Here is a 25,965-nt window from a genome sequence, read left to right as displayed (position 1 = left end):
GGTCAGACCCCGTATGGGGTCTGACCCCTGCCGCCTTCAACAGCGATCAAAGTACCCCTGTATCCGCTCGCGATCCCGCGTCACGGAAAGCGCGAGCATCAACAGGATGCGTGCTTTTTGAGGATTGAGCGAACCCGCCGAGATGAGCCCCTGGCGGGCGTCCGTCGCGCTTGCGGTCACATGGCCATCGCCCACGCGGGTGCTGCGTACGCAGGTGACGCCTTTTCTGGCGGCCAGGCGCATGCCTTTTTCGGCGGCGGGCGACATGCTGCCGTTGCCCGTTCCGGCCAGCACGATGCCCTGCGCACCCGCCGCGATGGAGGCTTCGAACAGATGCGGGCCTGCGCTTTGATGATCGTAGATGATGTCTACCCAGGGCAGGGTCTTCAAACCCGACACGGTGAAATCCGTCGCCAGCGTGTGGCTGGACGCGGGTGTGTTGAAGAACCGGGGCACGCCATTGACGATGCCGCCCAAGCAGCCATGCTGCTGTGAGCTGAAGGCCTGAACGTTGCTGGTATGCGTTTTACAAACATGCCGGGCGGCATGGACGCTTTCGTTCATGGCCACCATGACTCCTCTGCCGGCGGCGTCCGGCGCGGCGGCGACGAGCATCGCATGATACAGATTGAGCGGGCCGTCTGCGCTGCGTGCCGAAGCGGGCCGCATCGCGCCGGTCATGACCACGGCCTTGCGGCTCTTGAGCGTCAGATTGAGGAAGTAGGCGGTTTCCTCGAGCGTGTCGGTGCCATGCGTGATGACGGCGGCGTCGACCGACGGGTCGGCCAGGATGCGATCCACGCGCCGAGCCAGTTTCAAGACCATTTTGTTGTCCAGGCACCGGCTGTCGACGTTGAACGGCTGGCAATACTGCACATTCGCCAAGCCGGTGATTTCGGGCACGGCGTCCAGGATGGCGCTGACGGGTTCCGTGACCGCGTAGTCGGTCATGGCGGTGGGGTCGGAGGCGGTCGAAGCGATCGTTCCGCCGGTGCCGATCAGCGCGATGGTGGGCAGTTTTGGCTTTGGCGTGTGCATGGTGGGTTCAGTGCTTCAGCCGGCGTTCCAGCGCGTGCACGCAAGCGAGCAGGAAGAAATTGATCATCAGATAAAGCATCCCCGCCATGACGAAGGTTTCAATAATGGCATAGTTTTGATTCATCAGGCGCTTTGCATGGCCTGTGAGCTCCATGACCGCGATCGTGGACGCCAGGCTGGTGCCCTTGATGACAAGCACGATTTCGTTGCTGTAGGCGGGCAGTGCCTGCCGCAAGGCAAGCGGAAAGACGATGCGGCGGAAACACAGGGCCGTCGACATGCCGCAGGCCCGGGCCGCTTCGATCTGGCCCGCAGGAACAGACTGGAAGCCTCCGCGCAGCACTTCGCTGACATAGGCGCCGCTGTTCAGCGCAATCGCGAGTATCGCGCAGCGGCCGCCGTCGCTGAACAGCCACCACAGAACGGGTGTCTCGCGCACGACCGGCAGCGTGCCTATGCCATAGTAGAGAATGAACAATTGCACCAGCAGCGGCGTTCCGCGAAAACAGGTGCTGTAGACGAAGGCGAAACGGGCTGCGAGCCGGCTGCGCGATACGCGCATCAAAGCCAGCACGAGACCGACGATGGACGCGAGCCCGATGGCGATCAGGCCGATGTAGACCGTCAGGCCGAATCCCTCGAAGAGATTCACGATGGTATGGCGCAGGAGCTCGGCGTCCATCACGCGTGCCCCTTCATGCCGCGGCCATAGCGGCGCTCGGCCAGAACGAATGCGCCCTGGCTGGCGGCCCCGATCAGAAAATACAAGGCGCCCGCCATGACATACAGCGCCAGGGGCTCGCGCGTGGCAGCCGCCCCCAATACCGCGGCGCGCATGATTTCCACGAGTCCGACCAGCGAGATGAGCGCGGTGTCCTTGAGGGCCGTCTGCCACACATTGTTGGTGCCGGGCAGCGCATACCAGAACATCTGCGGAATCACGATGCGCGTCAGGCGTTGTCGTCCAGTCATTCCGATCGCGCGCGCTGCCTCGATCTGGCCCGGGGGAATGGCCTTGAGCGCTCCGCGGAACACCTCGACGCCGTAGGAGCCCGAAATCAACCCAATGGCGATGATGCCGACCAGCGCGGGGAACCAGCCGGTCATGGCGTCTTCCCATTCGAGGTAGTCTGCGAGATCGGATACGGGCTGTACCGAGCCGAAGAACAGCAGATAGATGATCAGGAGTTCCGGAATGCTGCGAAATACGGTCGTGTACGTGCTGACGAGCAGGCCGGCAAGCCTGGGCCCCGATGTCTTGACGGCCGCGCCGGCGATGCCGATCGCGACGCCCAGGCACATGCCCAGGGACGCGATCAGCAAGGTCATGGCCGTGCCGCGCAGCAGCGTCCAGCCCCAGCCCTCGCGCAGCACGGCCAAGATGGTGTCGAGCATCCCCGTTTACTTCTTGCAGACCTCGTAGTTCGAAATGTCGATGTCGAACCATTTCTCGCTGGAGGACTTGATGGTGCCGTCGTTGATGAGCTTGCACAGGGCGGCATCGACGCGCTGCTTGAGTTCGGCGTTCTGTTTATTGATGCCGACCGCGATGCCGAAGCCCAGGGTCTCGGGCGCCGAAGAGCCTTTGATGATCAGTTCGGACAAGGCGAAATTCTTGTCACCGACCTTTTTCAGGAATTTGGATTGGGACGTCAGGTCGGCGAAGGTGGCGTCCAGGCGCCCGGCGTCCAGGTCGATCTGCATCTGGTCCAGCGTATCGTAGTTCTTTACCGTCAGGCCAGGCGCATTCTTGCGCAGGTAGTCGCCATGCGTGGTGCCGCCTTGTACGCCGACGGTCTTGCCGGCCAGCCCCTTGAGCACGGTCCCGGTGTCTGTGGCGCCGACCAGCGCACTCTGTCGGGGAAGCACGAAAATGGCGTCTTCCACCGCGTAGGGAATGCTGAATGCAATGCGCTTGTTGCGTTCAGGAGTGAACGACATGCCCGAGATGATCAGGTCGAAGCGATTTGCATCCAGGGATGGGATCAGGCTGTCGAACGCCTGGACCACGAAACGACAGTCGGCCTGCAGCTCCCGGCAGAGCGCATTGCCAACGTCGGCGTCGAAACCGCTGACTTTGCCGGCGGCATCGACCATGCTCCAGGGCGGATATCCGCCTTCTGTACCGATCTTGAGGGTGGCTGCGGAGGCTGTGCCCAGCCCCAGCAGCAGCATGCCGGCGCACAGCGCGGCTTTATGCACGATAGGTTTAATCACTTGAGTCTTCCTTGCTGCGGCTGTGTGGATCAGCCGGATTGTGGTTCTGCGTGGGACGCCGAGGCTGCGTTGCCCGCAGGCGAGATCTTACCAAACAGGCTCTTCATCCATAGGCGGCGCTCTGCATCGGCTGCAGGAACTGGCGCAGCCGCGGTGAACTGGGCGCGCCGAATAGCGCGTCGGGGACACCCTCTTCTTCGATTCGGCCGTTGTGCATGAAGATGCCGTGGTCGGAGACTTCGCGCGCGAAATTCATTTCATGCGTGACCAGGATCATGCTGCGGCCTTCGTCGGCAAGCTGGCGGATGACGCGCAGCACCTCTCCTACCATCTCGGGATCCAGCGCAGAGGTGGGCTCGTCAAACAAAAGGACGTCGGGCTGCATGGCCAGCGCGCGCGCGATCGCCACGCGCTGTTGCTGTCCCCCGGACAGCTCGGACGGATAGGCGTCCCTCTTGTCGGAAAGCCCGACCTTGTCTAGCAGGCCCACGGCATGTTCGACGGCTTCCTGCCGCGAGCGCCCCTGCACATGCACCGGGCCTTCGATGAGGTTCTGCAGCACGTTGCGGTGCGACCAGAGATTGAAGTTCTGAAAGACCATGCCGAGACGGGCACGCACGCGCTCGAGCTGCCGGGGGTCGCTGCTGACGGCGATGCCGGCGCGATTCTTGTGGCTGCGCAGAATTTCATTTCCGATACGGACGGTGCCCTGGTCCGGGACCACCAGATGGTTGATGCATCGAAGCAGGGTACTTTTGCCGGATCCGGACGCGCCGATGATGGAGAGCACGTGTCCTTGCCGGGCCTCGAATGAAATGCCTCGAAGGACTTCATTCGCTCCGTAGGACTTGTGAATGTCTTCGACTTTGACGGCGTAATCGGGCGCGGTCATGGAAAAAAGGCTCCGTGGCCAAGCGGCAGGGCGGGCATGGCAGAAATGTAAGCGATGAGGTCGGGTCCGGCGCTCAAATGAGCGTTGGACCCGACATTTTAACTGCTTTGCCCCGCGCGCCCGCCCGGTGGCCCGCAGCGCCCATGCAGGCTAAGGAGCGCGCCGCAATTCCGCTGGCGGATACTTGATCTGTGCGCGGTACTTGGAAACGGTCCGCCTGGCGACCACCACCCCCTCGCGCGCCAGCTTGCGTGCCAGCGTGACGTCGGACAGCGGTTCCTTGGGATTCTCCTCGTCGATCATCTCCTGGATGAGTGCGCGCACGGCGACGGCCGAGCAGGTGCCGCCCGAACTGGTGGCGAGTTCGCGCGAGAAGAAGTGCTTGAACTCGAAGAGGCCGCGCGGGGAGGACAGGTATTTATGGCTGGTCGCGCGCGAAACCGTGGATTCATGCATTCCCAGCTCCTCCGCGATTTCGCTGAGCATCAGCGGCCGCAGAGCGATTTCGCCGTAGTCGAAGAAAGTCTGCTGGCGCGCGACGATGGCCTGTGCCACGCGCTGGATGGTGCTGCTCCGCTGCTCCAGGCTGCGCAGCAGCCAGCGTGCTTCCTGGAGCGCCTGGGCCATCAATGATCTGTCCTCGTAGCGGGACTCGCGGAAAAGCTTCGCATAGACGGTATTCAGCCGCGCGTGCGGGGTCGCGCTTTCGTTGCCGACGGCGACCCAGAGTTTGCCGACCTTGCGCACGATGACGTCGGGAACGACATAGCACGACGGGTCTATGGCGCCGTAGCGACGGCCGGGATGCGGCTCGAGACTGCGGATCAGCAGGGTGGCCTGCTGTATGTCCTCGGCGCTGCATTCCAGGGCGCGCGCCAGTCCGGCATAGTCGCAGCGTCCAAGCTTGTCGATGTGTTCCGAGACGATGCGCGTAGCCAGCAGTTTGCCAGGCGTTTTTTCATCCAGCGCCTGCAATTGGAGGCAGAGGCATTCCTGCAGGTTGCGCGCCGCCAGGCCGGGCGTTGCGATCTGTTGCACCAGGCGCAGCGCGGCTTCCCATTCCTTTTCATCCACCGGCGGCGAAAACGCCGAAGCGGGGGCCAGCTCGGAGAAAGGAAGGCGCAGGTAGCCATCGTCGTCTATGGCTTCAATAATGTATTCCGCCAGATAGCGGTCGCGCTCGGACAGCGGATAGGCGCAGAGATCGGAGAGCAGCGACTCCTGCATGCTGGTCTGATGCTGTGCCCACTGGCCTACATCGGTGTCTGGAAGATCGGGATCGCGCCGAACGGGATAATCCCCTGAATACGTCGACACGTTTTCATCGAAGGCCGGCTCGACGGCTTGCGTATCCCGGTCGGCATCCGCGTTGCCGACGGCGGACTGCTCAGGAGGGTCGAAATCCGTGCCGTCGGCATGTCCGGCGTCTTTGGGTGCCGGGGCGCCGGCATGCGCGTGCTCTTCCGACGAGGTGTCTTCCCCATCCTCAAGGAAAGGATTGTTGGCGATGGCTTGGGCGACTTCCTTGGTGAAATCCAGGGTCGACATTTGCAACAGCTTCACGGATTGCTGCAGGCGGGGCGTCAGACTGGTTTGCTGCTTGGCCAGCAACTCATAAGACATCTGCGTCATTTGTCTGGTCTCCTGTGTGGGTTCTGCTTGATGCCAGTTGGCGACTGCACATTGGAAGATGACGCAATAACCGTGCCAGAATTAGTCAGCCCTCAGCTTCAACGGGCCAGGCACGCAATGAAGAAGACCGGACAGCTACGCCACGACAGCGTTTCAGAGGATTGAAAAAAGATGTGACTTGTCAGATGTGAGGCGGCGGCCGCGATCACATCCGCGCCGCGAGTGAGTGCTAATTACCGGCGACGGTAAGAAGTGCCGTTGGCAGGCGCTTCGCCCTTGATTTGTTCCAGGCGGTTGTACAGCGTCTTGGGGCTGATACCCAGCGCCGCCGCGGTGCGGCGCTTATCGCCGGAGTAATACTCCAGTGTCGCCTGTATGAGCGCATGTTGCGCATTGGCAAGGTCCGTGCCAATGGGGATTTTCAGAAAACCATTGGCCAGATCGGGCGTCTTGACGCGAAACACCGGCATCATCGGGCCGATTTCTATGGTGTCATTGGCCAGGATGTAGGCCCGCGTGACCGTATTCTTGAGCTCCCGGATATTGCCGGGCCAATTGTAGGCTTCAAGATGCGTGATGGTAGCCTCTGAAAATTGCTTCCGGGTCTTTTCTTCCGCATTCAATTCATCGAGAAATCGCTGGGCCAGATAAGCGATGTCGGATTGTCTTTCGCGCAGACTGGGAACGCGTATCGGAAAGACTGCGAGCCGATACAGCAGATCGGAGCGAAAGCGTCCCGACTTGACTGCTTCCTTGGGGTCGCGGTTGGTGGCGGCAATGATGCGGACGTGGGCCTGCCGCAGCTCTGTGCCGCCGACGCGGTGGTATTGGCCGCTTTCCAGGACACGCAGCAATTGCACCTGCATGGGCAGGGGCATTTCGGTGACTTCATCCAGGAACAGAGTGCCGCCGTCGGCGGTTTCAAAACAGCCCTTGGTGGTGGCCGCCGCCCCCGTGAAACTGCCTTTTTCGTGTCCAAAGAATGCTGTTTCTGCCAGAGATGCTGAAATGGCCCCGCAATTGATGGCCACGAACGGCGCTTCGCAGCGAGTGCTGCGTTTATGGATGGCGCGTGCAACGACTTCTTTCCCGGTTCCGCTTTCCCCGACGATCAGCACGCTGGCCTCGGTGGGCGCGGCCTTGACGATAGCGCGCGCCAGCTCGAACGCTGCAGAAGAGCGCCCAACGGTTTTGGATGAATTAATCATTTTCCGGAGTCTAATATGAAATGCACAGCGTACGGCAATAATAGTCCTTGGTTTCAAAAGCAATTTTTATTTACATTTGGGCGATCGGTTTCCGCGTACGATGGGCGCATAAGAGGGAAAAAATACGTACATCAACTGGGGGCCTGCCGATTTCTCGCACATGACAGTCGACGGGATGGGGAAGGCAGCAATTTTAAAATGAAGCGTATATATGCCGCATCTATTGATCATTGACGATGAATCAGACATTCGCGAGCTGATTGCGGACATCGCGGTAGAGGACGGATACACCGTTGCTCAGGCCGGCGACATCCGGCAGGCGCGCATCCAGATCGAAAGACAGAAACCCGATGTTGCGCTGGTGGACGTGCAGCTGCCGGACGGCGACGGCGTGGATTTCTGGAGGGACACGGGCCTGACCGAAACGCAGGTCGTGTTCATGACCGGATCTTCCAGCGTCGATAGCGCCATCGAGGCCTTGCGCTGCGGAGCGGTGGATTATCTTCTCAAGCCGCTTAGCCTGCGGCGTCTTCGAGGCATCCTCGTCGAACTCAAGGCGATGGCAAATCAGCAGCCTTTACCGGGCGCGTCGGATTGTTTCGCCAAAATGATAGGCAAGTCGCGGGCCATGCAACTGCTTTGCGCCCATATCGAAAAGGTCGCGCCGACCCAGGCCACGGTACTTCTGGTCGGCGAAAGCGGCACCGGCAAAGAGCTGGCTGCCGAAGCCATACATTTGGCCAGCCCGCGATATCAACAGCCCTTCATGCCCATCAATTGCGGGGCCATTTCCCCCAATCTCATCGAAAGCGAACTTTTCGGCCACGAGAAAGGCAGCTTCACGGGCGCGGACCGGCAACACAAGGGCTATTTCGAACGAGCCCGTGGCGGGACCATCTTCCTGGATGAAATCACCGAGATGTCCATGGAGCTGCAGGTACGCCTGCTGCGCGTGCTCGAGTCGGGACGGTTCATGCGCGTCGGCGCTCACGAGGAAATTGAAGCCGATGTGCGTGTCGTCGCGGCGACCAACCGGAATCCGGAACAGGCGGTCAGCACCGGCGCACTGCGCGAAGATCTTTATCATCGACTGAGCGTCTTTCCGCTTGAACTGCCCCCGCTGCGCGAACGGGAAGACGACGTGATCCTGCTGGCCGAGCATTTCCTGCAGAAGCTGAACGATGAAAACAATACACGGAAGACTTTTGCGCCGGAAGCGATCCAGGCCATGCGCGATTACTCCTGGCCGGGCAACATCCGGGAATTGCGCAACTATGTGTACCGCAGCTACATCCTGGCGGACGGCGTTATCAAGGGCGACTTCAATTCCTTCGAGCTCGAGGCGCATTCGGCGGGCTGGGGTTCGGAAATCCTGGTTCCGGTGGGTGTCCCGCTGGCCGAAGCGAATCGCCAGCTCATTCTGGCCACGCTCAAGCAATGCGGCGGCGTGAAGAAGACGGCTGCCGAGATGTTGGGCATCAGCCTCAAGACCCTGTACAACCGCCTCGAAGAGTACGGCGCCGACACCGACCTGGACGAGTCGTCGAGCACCTTGCGCTGACAGGTACGGCGATTGCTGGAGGCCGGCCAGCTTTGTAATCGATTCGAGTGCCGGCATGAGTAACTATGAAAATGAAAAGGCGGAAGCACGCGTCAGCATCGTGGTGCTGACCTGCAACCGCCGTGCGCGAGTCCTGGGCCTGCTGCACCGGCTTAAATTCCATTCCGGCGACTGGCCCGTCATCGTGGTGGACAACGGTTCGACGGACGGCACCGCCGCCGCCGTGGCGGCTGCCTTTCCCTCGGTGCTGTTGATCCGGGCGAAGCGCAACCTGGGTGCCGCCGCGCGCAATATCGGCGCGGCCTACGTCCATACGCCTTACATCGCCTTCTGCGATGACCATATGCAATGGGAAGCAGACGCCCTGAGGCGCGGCGTCTGCCTGCTCGATGCGGATGCCGACATTGCCGTGCTCAGTTCTTGCATACGGAACGGCGTCGATACCAATTGCGATGAGGAGCGCGACACCGCGCGGAACTTGAAGTTCCAAGGTTTCCTTGCAGGCGCCTGCATCGTCCGGACCCGTGCGTTTTGCGAGGTGGGCGGCTACTGGCCCCCTCTTTTCAATGGCGGCGAGGAAGTGCTGATGGCTCTGGACTTGGCCGAGCGCGGCTGGCGTATCGTCTACGCCGGCAACGTGATCGCCCGAAGCTTCTCGCCATGCTATGGCGAAGCGGACGCACGCAATCGCCTGCTGTTGCGCAACACCATCTGGGTGGCCTGGATGCGCCTGCCCAGGCAGGCGGCGTGGCGCGTCACCGTTCGACAATTCCGCCGCGCGTATGAGCGCGGTTGCCTATGGCGCACCGCGCTGGGCGTCGTGGCGGGGCTGCCCCGTGCGTTGTCCCGGCGCCAAGTCGTGTCATCCGCAGTGCAGCAAACGGACCTGATGCCGGAGGTTTGATCCGCTCAGTCGACGCGCTTGCCGGGCGGCGGGTCCGGCATCCGTATTTCATCGGGCGTTTCACGGGGCGGCAGCTCGATATCCTGTTCCGGCTCTTCTATGGGCGGGGCTTCTGGCGGTGTTTCCGGAATGTCGTTGGGTGGGTCGGGTGGCGTGGGCACGTGCGCCCGGTGCGACATTGGGACGGCGAAATTTTGAAAATTCTGCGAAGTGTGCATGTAGGTCTCCTGCGTTGACCGGCGAGTTCGCCGGCGCTGCAGGACACGCTGCAAACCCCGTGCCCATGCCGGCGCCGACAAGCCTGTTTTCGTTTGCTTTGATGCCGGAGTTTCCTGGGCACGATATTTGCCCTTGAGCTGGCAGATCACGACACGGACAGCCAGCAATCGCGTTGCGTCAGGTGCCGGGCATCTAAGGCCTTAAAGGGAGAAGACTGTGGCTTTGAACATACTTGCTGTTTCATCGGAAGTATACCCGTTGGCGAAGACCGGGGGCTTGGGGGATGCGGTGAGCGGCTTGGCCGCTGCTTTATCGTCAGGGGCGGCGCGGATCACGGTCCTGCTTCCCGCTTATCAAGGTGTAACCCGCCATGTCGATCGGATGCGGCGGATCGCTACCTTGACGGGATTGCCGGGAGGCGATGCAGAGCTATGGTCCGCTCATTGCCCGGAACTGGATCTGCCGGTGCTTTTATTAAAGAACGACGCGCTATACGAGCGCAGCGGCCTTTATCAGAAGCCGGACGGTGCAGAGTACGAAGACAACGCCATACGGTTTGCGGCCTTGTCCCAGGCGGCGGCCAGGATATGCGAGGGAATTCTGGGCTTGCAGCGCCCTCATGTGGTGCACGCGCACGATTGGCATGCGGCGCTGGTGCCGATCTATCTGCGGCAGAGACATGTCGAAGACGTGAAGTCGGTGCTGACGCTTCACAACATTGCCTTCCAAGGCATTTTCCCAATGTCGCTCGCTTCCCAGCTAGGCATCGAGGAAGCCTATTGCTCTTCCGACGGCCTCGAGTACTGGGGACAGTTGAACTTCCTGAAAGGCGGCATTCGCTATGCCGACTTGATTACCGTGGTCAGCAGCAATTATGCGCGCGAGATACTGACGCCGCGTTTCGGCTGCGGCCTGGAACAATTATTGGCGCAAAGGCGCGCCGACCTTATTTCGATACCGAACGGTATCGACACCGTTCTTTGGAATCCGCAGGCGGACGAATTCCTGAGCGGAGAGGGCTTCAGCGTCGAATGCCTTGAGAAGAAACGCCGATACAAAGCGGCTTTGCAAAAGTCCTTCGGCCTGGACGTCATGCCCGGCTCGACGCTGATGGCCATGGGCAGCCGCCTGACGACGCAGAAAATGGCCGATGTGGCCATGGCAGCGATTCCGCGCGCCCTGGATGCACACGCGGATCTGCAAGTATGCGTCATGGGGCAAGGCGAGAAAGACTTGGAGCAAGGTCTGCTGCAAGTCGCCGAACGCTACCCCGGGCGGTGCAGCGTACATGTTGGCTTCGATGAGCCGCAAGCGCACCTTCTCCATGCCGGCGCCGACGTGCTCTTGCATGGCAGCCGCTTCGAACCTTTCGGCCTTACGCCGCTTTATGCCATGCGCTACGGGTCGGTGCCGATAGGGTCACGGGTAGGTGGAATGGCCGACACCATCATCGATCCGGGCAGCGGAGCATCGGGCGCTGCGATGCGTGGCGCCAACGGAATCCTGTTTGATGGCGAGCGGGCGGAAGACATGCTGGGCGCGATACACAGAGTCATGGCACTGCGTCGCACACCGGACCTTTGGCGTGCGGTGCAGGTGAACGGCATGAAAACGGACTACAGCTGGGAAAGGTCCGCGCCGGCCTATCTCAGTGCTTATCAAGCATTGCGCCCGGATGTCATGCTGGGCCGCATTCCAGAGCGCCGCAACGCCATGGCGGGGGCGCGTGGCTGGAAACCCGTGCTGCCGGCTTCGCTGCGTGCAGCGCCGGTCGCGGGACCGTCCACGGGCGCGGTCATGGGGCGCGCCAAGCGCAAAGGACTGGAGGTGGGAAGCGCAATCTCGGCGCGTGAACCATCTGCGGCCTGATCATGCGTATTTATCACTTGCGCCGTGCGACCGCCCCTTCCGGATGGGGGGCGGTATGCAATCATGCGAAAGGCTTGGGTTTCGACCATCTTCTGGTTTCGCTGCCCGTCGAGGAGTGGGAGCAGGCATGCAGCCCGTTGGCACAGGAATGCGAACGGGCTGGCTTGATTCTGCTGACCGACCTCGATCTCCCCGATGGCGTGGCCGAAGGGCCGGACGCCTGGGCCGAGCCTTTGATGGCGTCGCTGCGCGCAGGTGTGGCCGGATTCCGTGTCCTGCAGCCCTCGCGGTTTGGGGGGGACGCCTGGGCCGCCATGATTGCCCGGGTGCGCGAGCATCATCCGGACGCGATGTTCCTGGCATGGACACCGGGCCTGACTCGGCATCAATTGAGGGATCTGCCGGAGTCAGGGTTCGACTACGTCTTTTCGTCCTTGCCATGGTGGGATTTCCGCTCGGACTGGCTGGTCGAGGAACGCGCTCGCCTGCGGGAAGTGGCTCCCGTCATTGCGCCCGTCTACATGCCGGACGGGCAGGCGCAGCAGGAGGATCGGCAACGCGCACGGCGCTGGCTATGGACAGCGGCCTTCCTGGGAGACGGTTTTCTGGTGCAGGAAGGGCTGGAAGATCTGGCGGGCGGCGAAGTCATGCAAGAGGTGAACCGCTGGGCATCCCGGGACGATGCCGGAACCGCGCGCATCCGGGGGCTGACAGGCCCATTGTCGCTAACGACGGCGCTGGCGCGGCTGGACGCCAAGCCGTCCGTTCTGCTGGTCAATCCCCGGGACGATGTCGACGCGCCCATAGATGTGCTGCAATTGAGCGCCCGCTTGCCGGGAAGCTACGCATTGACCGAAGAAGCGGTTGGTTCTGTGCCGGGCGGATTGGCTCCCGGCGGCTGGATGCTGCTGCCGTTGGAAGAAGCCAAGCCGGTGCTGATGCCGACCGGCGTGAAAGCCTGGCGTCGCAAAGGCGTCACGGAGGCAATGGCATCGCCCCGTATTGCAATCGAGCGGATCACGCCCCTGGTGGACGACGGCATGTTTGCCGTCAAGCGCACCGTGGGCGAACCCGTCGAAGTGCAGGCGGACGTCTTCATGGACGGCCATGCCAAGCTTTCGGCCACCCTGCTCTGGCGCGCAGCCGACGAGCCGAACTGGCGCCGCGTTCCTATGAAGCTGCTGGATAATCACCGATGGAGCGCCACCTTTCATCCGCGCCGGCTGGGCATGCATTGCTACGCGATCCAGGCCTGGCGCGACGATTGGCTGAGCTACCGGGACGGCCTGGCCAAGCGTGTGGCCGCCGGGCAGGACGTGGCGCTTGATGTGGAAGAGGGGCGCATGCTGATCGGACGCTATCGCGACCGCATTCAGGATGAGCTGCCCGAAATGGCCAACACGCTGGCGTCCATGGTGCGCAAGATCGGAAATCCGCGCTCCACTACGGCGCCCGTCCCCAAGAAAAAGTCCCTACTTACGGGTGCTGCGCCGGAAACGGGTGCGCGGGACCTGCCCGCTGCGCAGGATGAGCACATCGACTTGCTGTTGTCGGAATTGTGGTCGAGCATCATGCATGAGGTGCCGGTTCGTCCCTTCGAGACGACGACGCCCAATTATCCATTGATGGTGGAAAGGCGCGAGGCGGGGTACGCGTCCTGGTATGAATTGTTTCCCCGCTCGCAGGCGCCGGAGCCCGATCGGCACGGGACCTTCCAGGATGTCATTGCGCGCCTGCCGTATATCCGGATGATGGGATTCGATGTGCTGTACATGCCCCCCATACATCCGATCGGGCTGGCGAACCGGAAGGGCAGGAACAACTCCCTGCGCGCCGAGCCCGGCGACCCGGGTAGCCCGTATGCCATCGGCTCCGAAGAGGGCGGGCACGATGCCGTGCATCCCGAGCTCGGCACCATCGAAGACTTCCAGGAACTGGTGAGCGCCGCGCAAGCCCAGCACCTGGAAGTGGCGCTGGACTTCGCGATCCAGTGCTCGCCGGATCACCCTTGGCTGAAGGCGCATCCCGAATGGTTCGATTGGCGCCCGGACGGCACATTGCGCTATGCGGAGAACCCGCCCAAGCGATACGAGGACATCGTCAACCCCGAGTTCTATGCAAGCTCCGACGTGGCACCGGGCAAGGCCGGGTTGTGGAAGGCCTTGCGCGATGTCATTCTGTTCTGGGCAAGCCAGGGCGTACGCATCTTCCGCGTCGACAATCCGCACACCAAGCCGCTGCCGTTCTGGCAATGGCTCATTGCGGAAGTGCAGGGCGCGCACCCCGACGTCGTCTTTCTTTCCGAGGCGTTCACGCATCCGAAACTGATGTATCGCCTGGGCAAGCTGGGCTTCTCGCAGTCCTATACTTACTTCACATGGCGTCACGGGAAGCAGGAGCTGACCGATTATCTGCTCGAGGTATCCCGGCCGCCCGTGTCGGATTATTTCCGGCCGCATTTCTTCGTCAATACCCCGGACATCAATCCCTACTTCCTGCAGGAGTCGGGCCGAGCCGGTTTCCTGATCCGGGCCGCGCTGGCGGCCACGACGTCGGGCTTGTGGGGCATGTACAGCGGTTTCGAGCTCTGCGAGGCCAGGCCGATTCCCGGTAAAGAGGAGTATCTGGACTCCGAGAAATACCAATTGCGCCATTGGGATTGGGACCGGCCCGGCAACATCGTGCAGGCCATTGCGCGACTCAATCACATCCGGCGGATCAATCCCGCCTTGCAGATGCAGCAAGGCCTGACGTTCCATTCCGTCGATAACGAAAAAATGCTGTTTTTCACGCGAAGCACGCCCGACCTGGATAACGTCGTGCTGGTCGCAATCAGCCTGGACCCGCATGCTCGGCAAGCGGGACGGCTGGAGCTGCCTTTGGATGCATGGGGCTTGAACGGGCGCCCGGTGCCGCTGCACGATCAAATGAGCGACCAGTATTTCACCGCTTACGATCCTTGGCGTCACGTCGAATTGTCGCCTGAGCAGCCCTTCCTTATCTGGCGGCTCTCTTCCGCGGAGGCATGATGGAGACCCAGTGGTACAAGGATGCGGTCATTTACCAATTGCATGTCAAGTCGTTTTTCGACGCGAACAATGACGGCCAGGGAGACTTCGCGGGCCTGGTCGAAAAGCTGGACTACATCGCGGGCCTCGGCGTCAATACGATCTGGCTCTTGCCGTTCTACCCTTCGCCCCGTCTGGACGATGGCTACGACATCGCCGAGTATCGCGGCGTGCACGAAGATTACGGGTCTCTGTCGGACGTACGCAAATTCATTCGCGCGGCGCACGAGCGCGGCCTGCGTGTGATCACCGAGCTCGTGGTCAACCATACGTCCGACCAGCACGCCTGGTTCCAGCGCGCCCGCCGGGCAAGACCGGGGTCGGCCGCCCGCAATTTTTATGTCTGGTCGGATAACGATCAGGCTTACAGCGGGACGCGAATCATTTTTTGCGATACGGAGAAGTCCAACTGGACTTGGGACCCCGTGGCGGGCGCCTATTTCTGGCACCGCTTCTATTCGCACCAGCCGGATCTCAACTACGACAACCCGCGGGTCCTGAAGGCGGTCATCGGCATCATGCGCTTCTGGCTGGACATGGGGGTGGACGGGCTGCGGCTGGATGCCGTGCCATACCTGGTGGAGCGCGAAGGAACGAACAACGAGAATCTGCCGGAGACGCATGCCGTTCTCAAGCAGATACGTGCCGCGCTGGACCGCGACTATCCGGACCGCATGCTGTTGGCCGAGGCGAACCAGTGGCCGGAGGACGCTCAGGAGTATTTCGGGGAAGGAGACGAATGCCACATGTCCTTCCACTTTCCGTTGATGCCTCGCATGTACATGGCCATTGCGCGCGAGGACCGTCTGCCGATCGTGGACATCATGCAGCAGACGCCCGAGATCCCCGAGCCGTGCCAATGGGCCATCTTTCTGCGCAATCACGATGAGCTGACGCTCGAAATGGTGTCGAGCAGCGAGCGGGATTATCTATGGGACGTCTATGCGGCCGATCGTCGTGCGCGTATCAACCTGGGCATACGCAGGCGTCTCGCTCCCTTGCTGGAGCGGGATCGCCGGCGCATCGAATTGATGAACAGCCTGTTGCTTTCCATGCCGGGAACGCCGGTGCTCTACTACGGCGACGAAATCGGGATGGGGGACAATATCCACCTGGGGGACCGCGACGGCGTCCGGACACCCATGCAATGGAGTCCAGACAGGAACGGCGGGTTTTCCAGGGCGGATGCGGAGCAATTGTCGTTGCCGGTGCTCATGGGATCGTTGTATGGCTATGAGGCGGTCAACGTCGAATCCCAGTTGCGCGACCCGCATTCGCTGTTGAACTGGACGCGGCGCATGCTTGCCAAGCGCCAGCAGACCCATGTCTTCGGACGGGGCAGCCTGCGTTTCCTGTATCCCGGCAATCGCAAGATCCTGGCCTATGTCCGCGAGTACGAAGGGACGGTGCTGCTGTGTGTCGTCAATCTGTCGAATGCATCTCAACCCGTCGAGCTCGATCTATCGGCCATGGCAGGGCGCGTGCCGATCGAAATGCTGGGCGGAACGCCGTTCCCCACCATAGGCACGCTTCCTTACCTGCTGACGTTGCCTCCCTACGGGTTCTACTGGTTCGAACTGAGCGAAGACGCCGCACCGCCGGCCTGGCATGCGAGCGGCCCGCAGCAGATGCCCGAATACTTGACGCTGGTACTGAGGCGAAGAGGGGCCTTGCTTCTGATGGAAGGCTCCCGCAGGGCACTGAGCCGGGAGGTGCTGCCGCTATACCTGGAAAGACAGCGCTGGTTTGCCGGTGCCCGGCCACAGGAGGGCGTGGGTGTCGCATACGTCGTTCCGCTTGCGGCGGCAGACGATGCCCAGGGCGTGGAGTTCTTCCTCGCGGAATTCGAGGTTGGCGCCGGCAAGGACGCCGAGCCGGCAAACTATTTCTTGCCCGTGGGGCTGCGTTGGGAGGAAGATCTGTCCGGCATGGCGGCGCAGTACGCGCTGGCCCGCGTCCGGCGCGCTGCCGAGGTGGGTTGGGCAACCGATGCACTGACCTTGCCGGAGTTCACGCGGGCGCTGCTGGCAAGCTGGGAAGCAGGTCGGGAAATCGATGTTGAAACCGCATCGGGCCGCTCACGCCTGATTTTCAGGACCGAACCGGGATTCGCCGATTATGACTGGGGCGAAGAGCTGGACCTGGACTGGTTTCCCGGCGAGCAGTCCAACAGCTCGGTGTCCATCTCGGACAAGGCCGTTCTCAAGCTGTTGCGCCGGGTGGTGGCGGGAGAGCATCCCGAAGCCGAGATGACACGCCGCCTTACTTCGATCGGCTATGCGAATTCCGCCGCGCTCCTGGGCGAGCTGCAGCGGGTTGACGAGGCCGGGCGGCCGCATACGCTGGCCTTGCTCCATGCGCGGATACCGAACCAGGGAGACGCCTGGGCATGGACCAGGGATTATTTGCAGCGTACGTTGGAGAATGCCGCATTGACGGGCGAAAGCCGGGCGGACTTCGAAGAGGATCTGCGCGGCTACACCACGGTGGCAGGCATCATGGGCGAAAGGCTGGCGCAGTTGCATGCGGCGCTGTCGCTGCCCACGGACGATCCTGCCTTCCAGCCGGATCCCGCAAGCGCGCGCGATGCGCAATCCTGGGCCGCCCAGGTCGGCGGCATGTTCGATGACGCCCTGGCGGCCGCGGATGGATGCGCGCTGCCCGACTCGTCCGCCCAGCAGTTGAAGGCCCTCCGGAATGCCCGGAAGGCCTTGCGCAAGCGCATCGACGCGCTGGCCGCCGACATGCGCGGGACCGAGCGCACGCGCATTCATGGCGACTTCCACCTGGGCCAGATCCTGATCGCGCAGAACGACGTATACATCATCGACTTTGAGGGCGAACCGGTGCGTTCGCTGGAGGAGCGCCGAGCCAAGAGCACGCGCTGGCGCGACGTTGCGGGATTGCTGCGCTCTTTCGATTATGCCTGCGCGGTATTCGCTTCATCTTCCACGCCTGTTGCGCGGCCCGAGGCGGGCGATGTGGACGCGTCCGGCGCTTCGGCGGCGGCGGTGATGGCACAGCAGCGGCAGGCACTGCTCGATCAATTTTGTGAAAGCGCTTCGCATGCATTTCTCCGAGCCTATCGCTCGACTTATGAAAGTGCAATGCGCGCAGACCGGGAGAGTCCCGACGCGGTGGAAGAGCCCGCCGCGGAAGAGAGCGGGAACGAACCCTTGCTGGAACTCGCGTTGCTGGAAAAGGCGGCTTACGAAATCCGCTACGAGGCCGCGCACAGGCCGGATTGGGTACCCATACCCCTGGGCGGACTCTACAGGGTTGCACGGCGCTTGTTGCAGAACGACGATCTGGAAGAAGGAGCATCATGAAGCCCACGGACGCTAAGGCGAGGACACCTGACCAGGAGGGAGGACACCGCCTTCTGCTCGGCGAACTGGACGTCCACCTGATGGCCGAGGGGCGGCACTGGCAGCTGGCCGACTGCCTGGGCGCGCAGGCCATGATGGTAGACGGCGTTGAAGGAGTGCGTTTCGCGGTATGGGCGCCCAATGCCAGGAAAGTGTCCGTCGTCGGCGATTTCAATGACTGGGATGGGCGGCGCGATCCCATGTTCCTGAGACGCGAGTGCGGTGTCTGGGAATGTTTCGTGCCGGGCGTAGGGGCCGGCGCGCTTTACAAGTACGAGCTGCAAGCGCCCAATGGCGACATGCTGGCCTTGAAGGCGGACCCGATGGCGCGGCAAACCGAACTGCCTCCCGCGACGGCGTCGGTGGTGGCGGAGCCCGAGGCCTTTCACTGGACGGACGAAGCATGGATGGCGGAACGCGCGCGGCACCATCGTATCGATGCCCCAATAGCGATCTACGAGGCGCATCTGGATTCCTGGGCACGCGATGCGGCGCCGGGGCGCGTCTGGAAAGAAACGGGGCCGCGGCTGATCGCCTATGCCCGCGAAATGGGCTTCACCCACCTGGAACTGCTCCCCATCATGGAACACCCTTTCGGCGGCTCGTGGGGCTATCAGCCGTTGGGCATGTTCGCGCCATCGGCACGATATGGCTCCCCGGCGGAGTTCGCCGCATTCGTCAACGACTGCCATGCGGCGGGGCTGGGACTGATCCTGGATTGGGTGCCGGCGCATTTCCCGTCCGATCCGCATGGGCTCGCCTGGTTCGACGGCACAGCGCTCTATGAGCATGCCGATCCGCGACAAGGATTCCACCCGGACTGGAATACCCTGATCTATAACTTCGGGCGCACCGAAGTCCGCAACTTCCTGATGGCGAGCGCCCTGGAATGGCTGCAGCGCTTTCACGTCGACGGCTTGAGAGTGGACGCGGTTGCATCGATGCTGTACCTGGACTACAGCCGGGAGCCCGGACAATGGACGCCGAATCGCTATGGCGGCCGGGAGAACCTCGAGGCGGTTTCATTCTTGCAGCAATTGAATGGGCTCGTGGCCGAGCGCTGCCCGGGCGCGATCATGATCGCGGAAGAATCGACGGCATGGCCCGGCGTCACGGCGCCCGTCAGCAGCGGCGGATTGGGCTTCCATTACAAGTGGAACATGGGCTGGATGCACGATACGCTGAGCTACATGGCGCGTGATCCCATACATCGAACCTATCACCATCACGAAATGACGTTCGGCATGGTCTATGCCTATTCCGAAAACTTCATCCTGCCGCTCTCGCACGACGAGGTGGTGCACGGAAAAGGGTCGTTGTACGGCAAGATGCCGGGGGACGCGTGGCAGCGCCATGCCAATCTCAGGGCCTACCTGGGCTTCATGTGGGGTCATCCCGGGAAAAAGCTGCTGTTCATGGGGGGAGAGCTGGCGCAGCCCGCCGAATGGAACCATGAGGCGCCGCTGGACTGGTCCGGCCTCGAACCGGACCATCCCGACGCCGGCATGCGCGTGGGCATGCAGAAGCTGGTGCGCGAGCTGAATGCCTTGTACCGGCGCCTGCCCGCGCTGCATGGCGGAGACTCGGATCCCACCGGCTTTGCATGGGCGGTCGGCGACGATGCCCGGAACAGCGTCTATGCCTATACCCGGTGGTATGCCGGGCAGTGCGTGCTCGTGGTGTCGAACATGACGCCGGTGCCGCGAGAGGACTATCGGCTGGGCGTGCCCGTCCCGGGCCGCTGGTGCGAGCTATTGAATACGGACGCTGCGGCTTATGGCGGGTCCAATGTGGGCAATGGCGGCGAGGCATGGACTTCCCCCGTTCCGGCGCACGGGCACGAGCATTCTCTTTCCCTTCGGATTCCGCCTTTGGCAACGCTGATGCTTGTACCGCAGGAGTGTCTCACATGATGACTTTGCCCGACCGGCTGGACGCCGGCCTTCCTTATCCGTTGGGGCCGACCAATGACGGCCTTGGCGTCAACTTCGCGGTGTTCTCGGCCAATGCCACGAAAATCGAGCTATGTATTTTCGACGAGCGGGGACGCAGGGAGTTGAAAAGGCTGCCCATGCCCGAATGCACGGATGAAATCTGGCACGGATATCTTCCCGACGCGGGGCCCGGGCTGGTCTATGGATACCGCGCTTACGGGCCCTATGATCCCAAGCGGGGCCACCGCTTCAACCCTCAGAAGTTGCTGATCGATCCTTACGCGCGCAAGCTGCAGGGCGAATTGCGTTGGTCGGACGCGCTGTTCGGATACCGGGTGCAGCATCCCCGGGCCGATCTCAGTCTGGACCGGAGGGATTCGGCACCCTTGGTGCCGAAGTGCATTGTCACGGACACGCGCTTCAAGCCTGGGGAACTGAACAAACCGGTTGTTCCTTGGGCGGAGACGGTCATCTATGAAGCCCACGTGCGCGGAATTTCGATGATGCGCGACGACATCCGCAAAGAGCTGCGGGGAACGAGCGGCGCGCTCGCCGACCCCAGGCTGATCGACCACTTGCTGAAAATCGGCGTGACGGCGATAGAGCTGCTTCCCGTGCATGCCCACCTGCAGGACCACTTCCTGTTCGAACGGGGGCTGCGCAACTACTGGGGCTACAACAGTCTTTCCTTCTTTGCGCCGCAGGCGACATATCTTCAGAGCGGAATGAACAACGACCTGCGCATGGCGATCCGCCGATTGCGCAGCGCAGGCATCGAAGTCCTGCTCGATGTGGTGTACAACCATACCTGCGAAGGCAACGAGCTGGGCCCGACGCTGTCCTGGAAGGGGCTGGACAATGCCAGCTATTATCGCCTTGTGCCGGGAGACGAGCGCTACTACATCAACGATACGGGCTGCGGCAACACGGTGAACCTTTCGCATCCCCGCGTGCTGCAGATGGTGATGGATTCCTTGCGCTATTGGGTCGAAAGCTATGGGGTCGACGGCTTCCGCTTCGACCTGGGCGTCACCTTGGGGCGCGAAGGAACGGGCTTCGATCCCGGATCCGGATTCTTCGACGCCATCCTGCAGGACCCGGTGCTGTCCCGGGTCAAGCTCATTTCCGAACCCTGGGACATTGGCCCCGACGGCTATCAATTGGGAAACCATCCTCCCGGCTTCGCCGAATGGAACGGCCATTTCCGCGATGGCGTCAGGCGCTTCTGGGCGGGCGAGGAAGGCATGCGGGGCGAGGCCGCGGGCCTGTTGATGGGATCGCCGCAGCTCTTCGACAGCCGGCATCGCCGTCCGTGGGCGTCCGTCAACTTCCTGGCTTCGCACGACGGCTTTACCGCGAATGATCTCGTCACGTATGCGGAAAAGCATAACGAAGCGAACGGCGACGATAACCAGGACGGGCATGGCGACAACTTCAGCGGCAACTGGGGCCACGAAGGCCCCGTCGACGATCCCGCCATCCAGGCCTTGCGCCAACGTGTGCTGCGTTCGATGCTTGCGACAGTATTCGTGTCGCATGGCACGCCGATGCTGCTTGCCGGAGACGAGTTCGGCAACAGCCAGCAGGGCAACAACAACGCCTATTGCCAGGACAACGAAATTTCCTGGCTGGACTGGTCCCGCGCCGCTACGGCCGAGGGACGCGAGCTGACGGCGTTCGTGGCGAAGCTTGCCGCCTTGCGCCGCGCGCATCCGTCGCTGCGCTTTGCGCGATACGTGGATGGCAACCATGAGCTGCTTCCCGGCCTGGCGCGGGTGAGCTGGTTCGATCTGGACGGCGGTCCCATGAGCCCCGAAGCTTGGGACTACGCGCCCGGCAGGGTGCTGGGCCTGCGCCGTGCCGCCGAAACGGCGGAAGGGCTCGTCGACCTGAGCCTGCTGCTTCTGAACGGTGGCGGCGACGACGTGCGCTTCCAGCTGCCCGAACCCGCATTCGACTGGACGCTGCGGCTGGACACCGCGAACCCTGGATCCGCCGCCGAACCTCCTGGCGGCGAGGCCCTGGAATTGCGCGCTCATTCCCTCATGGTGCTGACCGCCACCCATGAACCGAGGGCCGGCCATGGCTGAGCAGCGTGGGTTTATCGCCGAAGACAGCGCATACGCCTACGGATTTGGCGCGGTGCCGGTCAACGAGAGCCATACCCGTTTCCGCTTGTGGGCGCCGGATGCCCGCCAGGTGCGACTGGAGCTGGAGGGGCAGGTGTCCATGCTGATGGGCACGGCGGCCGATGGTTTCCATGAGCTGACGTGTCCCTGCGCTGCGGGTACGCGGTATTGTTTCCGCATCGACGAGAACCTGTGCGTGCCGGATCCGGCGTCGCGCCGCCAGGATGGCGACGTTCACGACCAGAGCATCGTGGTGGATCCATCCGCCTATGAATGGCAGACCCGGGATTGGCGCGGCCTGCCATGGTCAGAAAGCGTGATCTACGAGATTCATGCCGGCTTGGCCGGCGGCTTCCGCGGGGTGCTGGAGAAGCTGGCGGAACTGAAGGACCTGGGCGTCACGGCCATCGAACTCATGCCTGTGGCCGATTTTCCGGGGCCCCGCAATTGGGGCTACGACGGTGTGCTGCCGTACGCGCCCGACAGCGCCTACGGTACGCCCGATGACCTCAGGTCGCTGGTCGACACCGCGCACGGGATGGGCATGCAGGTCTTTCTGGATGTGGTCTACAACCATTTCGGGCCGGACGGCAATTATCTTGGCGAATATGCTTCCGATTTTTTCCGGAGCGATGTGAAGACGCCCTGGGGATCGGCCATCGATTTTCGCAAGACTCAGGTCAGGCGCTTCTTTTCCGAAAACGCTTTGTACTGGCTGGAGGAGTACCGCATGGACGGTCTGCGTTTCGACGCCGTGCATGCCATCCAGGCGGAGGGCTGGCTGCCGGAAATGGCGCGCTTCCTGCGGGACCGGATCGGACCTGACCGGCATGTGCACCTGATTCTGGAGAATGACGATAACAGCGCCGCTTTGCTGGGGCAGGGATTCGACGCCCAATGGAACGACGACGCCCACCATGTGCTGCACCATATCCTGACCGCAGAGGCGGAAGGGTATTACTCGGATTATGCGGAAGATCCCACGGCGGATCTCGTCAAGCTGCTGGCCGAGGGCTTTGTCTATCAGGGACAGGCCAGTCGGTGGCGCAAGGGCGCCAGGCGCGGCCAGCCCAGCGCTGGTCTTTCGCCCCTGTCCTTCGTGTTCTTCCTTCAGAACCATGATCAGACCGGCAACCGGGCCATGGGAGAGCGTTTGACCAGCCTGTGCGCCGACAGGCCGGAGGCGCTGCGCGCCGCCATTGCGCTGCAATTGCTGACGCCGCATATTCCGCTGCTTTTCATGGGAGAGGAATGCGGTTCGCGGGAGCCCTTTCTGTATTTCACGAGCTTCCTCGACCGGGCGCTGGCGACCGCGGTGCGGGAGGGGCGGCGCGCCGAGTTCGCGGGCTTCTCCGCGTTCTCCGATGAGGAGGAACGGGCGCGCATTCCGGATCCGAACGATGTGCAGACCTGGGAGATGTCGCGTCCCGGCTCGCTGCATTGCGCGGATTCGGTTGCCAAGGGCTGGCGCGCCTACTACCGCGGCTTGCTGCAAGTCCGCAAGCAGTTCTTGAAGCCGCACCTGGAAGGCGTTCGATCCATTGGTGTGCGGGAATTGGGCAAGTTTGCCGTGGTGGCGGCCTGGAGGCTGGGCAACGGCAGCGTATTGAGACTGTATTGCAATTTATCCCGAGAGGACGCGCCGACGCCTGACGATGTTTCCGCCAACGAAGTCATCGTGTTTGCCAGCGCCAAGCAATCGGACGCTGCGCTGCGCAAAGGGTGGCTGCCGGCGGAGAGCACCGTCGCCACGATCGAGTCGATGTCTTCCATGCCCGTCCGGACCCGGAGAAGGCGATGAGCCGCCCGGAGGCGGAGGCGCTGCATGGCCTTGCGCAGGCTGCGGGCTTGCTGCCTGAATGGCGGGATGCCTTCGGCGCGCCGCGTACGGTTGCGCCGGAGGTCCTGGCAGGCATGCTGGAGCGCATGGGTTTTCCTTGTGGCACCACGGACGATCTGCGGGGAAGCTTGCACAAGCTCGAATCCAAGGCGGACACGGCGCGCCGGCCGCTGGTGGTCGCGGATGCCGGAAGGCCCATCGAACTGCGCGGCGTGACGGCGCTGAAGTACAAGGTGGAGCTGGAGTCCGGCGAGATGCTGTTCGGCACGGCGAACCCCGGCGCGGACGGGTCGGTCGCCATCCCCGCCATCCGCAGGCCCGGATACCACCGCCTGCTGATCGGAGAGCGGCGGCTGACGCTCGCGGTCTGTCCCTTGCGCTGCCCGACGGTCGAAGACAGGAAGGCGGGACACGGCATACGGCCATGGGGCATCGGCGCGCAGCTTTACAGCTTGTCCGGCCAGGGCGCTTATGCGCAACTGGCAGGCCTGGCCGGACAGGCTGCGAAGAACGGCGCCAGCGCGTTGGCGATCAGTCCCGCACATGCCATGTTCAGTGCCGATCCGTCGCGCTTCAGCCCTTATTCGCCCTCCAGCCGCCTGTTCTTGAATGTGGCGCATATCGAGCCTTCCCGTGTACTGGGGCCGGATGCCGCAGCCGAAGCACGTGATGCGCCGGCGGCCGATGAGCGCGGTGCCATGGCGGCGGATTCCCGGTATGTGCATTGGGAGCGTGTCCTGCCCTCGCGGCTGGGCATCTTGAGGCGGCTGTTCGGTCTATTCCGGAACCGGGCGACTGAAGAACAAAGGCGGGCGCTGGCGGAGTTTTGCCGTCAGGGCGGGCATGCGCTCAGGCATCATGCCTGCTATGAGGCGTTGCACGCGCACTATTCGGCGTCATTGGGTGCGGGCTGCGGATGGCGGGATTGGCCGGCCGAGCTTCATGATCCAGAGGGGCGGGCGGCACAGGATTTCACCCGTGAAAATGCGCTCGACGTGGATTTCCATATGTTCCTGCAGTGGCAGGCTTCCCGCGGCCTGGCAGGCGCGCAGCGCGCTGCGAAGGATGCCGGAATGGATATCGGCCTGATCGCCGACCTGGCAATCGGCGTCGACGCGCGCGGCAGCCAGGTCTGGAGCCGGCAGTCCGAAATGCTCGTTGGCGCCTCGGTTGGAGCTCCGCCAGATATCTATCAGCCATTGGGGCAGAATTGGGGGCTTTCGACGTTTTCGCCCTGGTCGCTTGCCGATGAGTCCTATGCGGGCTTCCTGGAAACCTTGCGTGCCGGTTTCGCTCATGCGGGGGGGCTGCGCATCGACCACATACTCGGTTACGGCAGGATGTGGCTGATCGAAGAGGGCGCCGATCCAAGGGACGGGGTTTACCTGCGCTATCCGCTGGATGACATGCTGCGCCTGCTCACGCTGGAAGCGTGGCGTAGCGGAGCCGTCGTCATCGGCGAGAATCTGGGCACGGTTCCGGAAGACTTCAACGACAAGCTGGAACGCCGGGGCATCATGGGCACCAGCGTTCTTTGGTTCGAGCGGTCGAACGGTGAACATTCCGAGGATGAGGCGCCCGGTTTCACCCCCGCCGATCAATGGCCCGACTGGACCATGGCCACCAGCACCACGCACGATCTTCCCACTGTGGCGGGCTGGTGGAAGGGCAGAGATCTTCATTGGCGCCGCCTTCTGTTCCCGCCGGAAGGCGTGGAAGGCGTCCATGCCGACGCCGCCGGCGCTAGTGAAAGCGAGACGAATACCAGGACACTGGAGCGCGACCAGCTGTGGCGGCAAGTCTCGCCGCTGAGCGGGAAGCCGCCCCCTTCGGAGCCGCCGCTGGCGGAAATACTGGCCTTTGTGGCGAAGGCGCCGTCGCCGCTTTTCATGTTGCCTCTGGAGGATCTGCTGGGCGTCGAGGAGCAGCCCAATATTCCCGGAAGCCGGGCTGGGCTGGAGGCCGGGCGCTACCCCAGCTGGATGCAGGCATTGGGCGAAGATATCGAGGCCATGTGGTCGAGCGAACGCGTCCGGAAAACAATCGAAGCCGTCAATAAAGCCAGGGCGCGCCAACCATGATCAGG

General features: G+C 62.7%; 17 protein-coding genes. 9 read left to right on the top strand and 8 right to left on the bottom strand.

The window, feature by feature from the left end; translation table 11 throughout:
- Positions 1-36: 36 nt before the first annotated feature.
- From ACSBPU_RS21135 to ACSBPU_RS21105, 7 genes are all read right to left on the bottom strand, one after another.
- Positions 37-1,038 (bottom strand): asparaginase, encoded by a 1,002-nt coding sequence (locus ACSBPU_RS21135; RefSeq protein WP_442593944.1) that lies wholly within the window; start codon positions 1,036-1,038, stop codon positions 37-39.
- A 7-nt stretch (positions 1,039-1,045) separates the two neighbouring features.
- On the bottom strand, positions 1,046-1,720 hold the full coding sequence (locus ACSBPU_RS21130; RefSeq protein WP_442593942.1) for an ABC transporter permease: 675 nt from the start codon (positions 1,718-1,720) through the stop codon (positions 1,046-1,048).
- Complete coding sequence (locus ACSBPU_RS21125; protein ID WP_442593940.1) at positions 1,720-2,433, bottom strand: ABC transporter permease; 714 nt, start codon at positions 2,431-2,433, stop codon at positions 1,720-1,722. Before ACSBPU_RS21125 ends, ACSBPU_RS21130 begins: the two co-directional genes overlap by 1 nt.
- A 6-nt stretch (positions 2,434-2,439) precedes the next feature.
- Positions 2,440-3,255, bottom strand: coding sequence for a transporter substrate-binding domain-containing protein (locus ACSBPU_RS21120; protein WP_442593938.1), 816 nt, complete (start codon positions 3,253-3,255; stop codon positions 2,440-2,442).
- Between the two features lie 103 nt (positions 3,256-3,358).
- Entirely contained in the window at positions 3,359-4,147 is a 789-nt protein-coding gene (locus ACSBPU_RS21115) for an ABC transporter ATP-binding protein (protein ID WP_442593936.1), read from the bottom strand.
- A gap of 150 nt (positions 4,148-4,297) precedes the next feature.
- Complete coding sequence (locus ACSBPU_RS21110) at positions 4,298-5,779, bottom strand: RNA polymerase factor sigma-54 (RefSeq protein ID WP_442593934.1); 1,482 nt, start codon at positions 5,777-5,779, stop codon at positions 4,298-4,300.
- Positions 5,780-6,012: 233 nt separating this feature from the next.
- The gene (locus tag ACSBPU_RS21105; RefSeq protein ID WP_442593932.1) at positions 6,013-6,987 is read right to left on the bottom strand and encodes a sigma-54 interaction domain-containing protein; all 975 of its coding nucleotides are present in this window, start codon (positions 6,985-6,987) and stop codon (positions 6,013-6,015) included.
- A gap of 211 nt (positions 6,988-7,198) precedes the next feature.
- On the opposite strand from ACSBPU_RS21105, the gene ACSBPU_RS21100 reads away from it, so the two are divergent.
- Both ACSBPU_RS21100 and ACSBPU_RS21095 read left to right on the top strand, forming a co-directional pair.
- A complete protein-coding gene (locus tag ACSBPU_RS21100) occupies positions 7,199-8,548 on the top strand; it encodes a sigma-54-dependent transcriptional regulator (protein WP_442593930.1) in 1,350 nt (449 codons plus the stop codon).
- A 55-nt stretch (positions 8,549-8,603) separates the two neighbouring features.
- Positions 8,604-9,452, top strand: a complete 849-nt coding sequence (locus tag ACSBPU_RS21095) for a glycosyltransferase family 2 protein (protein ID WP_442593928.1) — start codon at positions 8,604-8,606, stop codon at positions 9,450-9,452.
- 5 nt (positions 9,453-9,457) lie between these two features.
- Here ACSBPU_RS21095 and ACSBPU_RS21090 read toward each other — a convergent pair whose 3' ends face one another.
- On the bottom strand, positions 9,458-9,670 hold the full coding sequence (locus ACSBPU_RS21090) for a hypothetical protein (protein WP_442593926.1): 213 nt from the start codon (positions 9,668-9,670) through the stop codon (positions 9,458-9,460).
- A 217-nt stretch (positions 9,671-9,887) separates the two neighbouring features.
- On the opposite strand from ACSBPU_RS21090, the gene glgA reads away from it, so the two are divergent.
- The 7 genes from glgA to malQ are packed head-to-tail and all read left to right on the top strand — an operon-like array spanning position 9,888 to position 25,960.
- The gene (gene glgA, locus ACSBPU_RS21085) at positions 9,888-11,540 is read left to right on the top strand and encodes a glycogen synthase GlgA (RefSeq protein WP_442593924.1); all 1,653 of its coding nucleotides are present in this window, start codon (positions 9,888-9,890) and stop codon (positions 11,538-11,540) included.
- A gap of 2 nt (positions 11,541-11,542) precedes the next feature.
- Positions 11,543-14,569 carry a maltotransferase domain-containing protein gene (locus tag ACSBPU_RS21080; RefSeq protein WP_442593922.1) on the top strand — a complete coding sequence of 1,009 codons (3,027 nt, stop codon included), beginning with the start codon at positions 11,543-11,545 and terminating at the stop codon, positions 14,567-14,569.
- Positions 14,566-17,937: a maltose alpha-D-glucosyltransferase gene (treS, locus tag ACSBPU_RS21075; protein ID WP_442593920.1), complete on the top strand. Its 3,372-nt coding sequence runs from the start codon at positions 14,566-14,568 to the stop codon at positions 17,935-17,937. Before ACSBPU_RS21080 ends, treS begins: the two co-directional genes overlap by 4 nt.
- The gene (gene glgB / locus ACSBPU_RS21070; protein WP_442593918.1) at positions 17,934-19,889 is read left to right on the top strand and encodes a 1,4-alpha-glucan branching protein GlgB; all 1,956 of its coding nucleotides are present in this window, start codon (positions 17,934-17,936) and stop codon (positions 19,887-19,889) included. Before treS ends, glgB begins: the two co-directional genes overlap by 4 nt.
- Positions 19,886-22,000 carry a glycogen debranching protein GlgX gene (gene glgX, locus ACSBPU_RS21065; RefSeq protein ID WP_442593916.1) on the top strand — a complete coding sequence of 705 codons (2,115 nt, stop codon included), beginning with the start codon at positions 19,886-19,888 and terminating at the stop codon, positions 21,998-22,000. The genes glgB and glgX overlap by 4 nt, the downstream gene beginning before the upstream one ends.
- Complete coding sequence (gene treZ, locus ACSBPU_RS21060) at positions 21,993-23,840, top strand: malto-oligosyltrehalose trehalohydrolase (protein ID WP_442593914.1); 1,848 nt, start codon at positions 21,993-21,995, stop codon at positions 23,838-23,840. The genes glgX and treZ overlap by 8 nt, the downstream gene beginning before the upstream one ends.
- Positions 23,837-25,960 (top strand): 4-alpha-glucanotransferase, encoded by a 2,124-nt coding sequence (gene malQ / locus ACSBPU_RS21055; protein WP_442593912.1) that lies wholly within the window; start codon positions 23,837-23,839, stop codon positions 25,958-25,960. The genes treZ and malQ overlap by 4 nt, the downstream gene beginning before the upstream one ends.
- Positions 25,961-25,965: the final 5 nt, after the last annotated feature.

It is taken from the genome of Parapusillimonas sp. JC17 (assembly GCF_052180245.1).
GTDB lineage: Bacteria > Pseudomonadota > Gammaproteobacteria > Burkholderiales > Burkholderiaceae_B > Parapusillimonas.
This window is presented reverse-complemented; position numbering and strand designations above follow the sequence as displayed.

Bases quoted from the DNA above. Each gene is read 5' to 3' on its own strand.
- malQ (WP_442593912.1), top strand. From the start codon at position 23,837: ATGAGCCGCCCGGAGGCGGAGGCGCTGCATGGCCTTGCGCAGGCTGCG.
- ACSBPU_RS21105 (WP_442593932.1), bottom strand. From the start codon at position 6,987: ATGATTAATTCATCCAAAACCGTTGGGCGCTCTTCTGCAGCGTTCGAG.
- glgB (WP_442593918.1), top strand. From the start codon at position 17,934: ATGAAGCCCACGGACGCTAAGGCGAGGACACCTGACCAGGAGGGAGGA.
- ACSBPU_RS21115 (WP_442593936.1), bottom strand. From the start codon at position 4,147: ATGACCGCGCCCGATTACGCCGTCAAAGTCGAAGACATTCACAAGTCC.
- treS (WP_442593920.1), top strand. From the start codon at position 14,566: ATGATGGAGACCCAGTGGTACAAGGATGCGGTCATTTACCAATTGCAT.
- ACSBPU_RS21100 (WP_442593930.1), top strand. From the start codon at position 7,199: ATGCCGCATCTATTGATCATTGACGATGAATCAGACATTCGCGAGCTG.
- ACSBPU_RS21135 (WP_442593944.1), bottom strand. From the start codon at position 1,038: ATGCACACGCCAAAGCCAAAACTGCCCACCATCGCGCTGATCGGCACC.
- ACSBPU_RS21125 (WP_442593940.1), bottom strand. From the start codon at position 2,433: ATGCTCGACACCATCTTGGCCGTGCTGCGCGAGGGCTGGGGCTGGACG.
- ACSBPU_RS21110 (WP_442593934.1), bottom strand. From the start codon at position 5,779: ATGACGCAGATGTCTTATGAGTTGCTGGCCAAGCAGCAAACCAGTCTG.
- ACSBPU_RS21130 (WP_442593942.1), bottom strand. From the start codon at position 1,720: ATGGACGCCGAGCTCCTGCGCCATACCATCGTGAATCTCTTCGAGGGA.
- glgX (WP_442593916.1), top strand. From the start codon at position 19,886: ATGATGACTTTGCCCGACCGGCTGGACGCCGGCCTTCCTTATCCGTTG.
- ACSBPU_RS21090 (WP_442593926.1), bottom strand. From the start codon at position 9,670: ATGCACACTTCGCAGAATTTTCAAAATTTCGCCGTCCCAATGTCGCAC.
- treZ (WP_442593914.1), top strand. From the start codon at position 21,993: ATGGCTGAGCAGCGTGGGTTTATCGCCGAAGACAGCGCATACGCCTAC.
- ACSBPU_RS21095 (WP_442593928.1), top strand. From the start codon at position 8,604: ATGAGTAACTATGAAAATGAAAAGGCGGAAGCACGCGTCAGCATCGTG.
- ACSBPU_RS21080 (WP_442593922.1), top strand. From the start codon at position 11,543: ATGCGTATTTATCACTTGCGCCGTGCGACCGCCCCTTCCGGATGGGGG.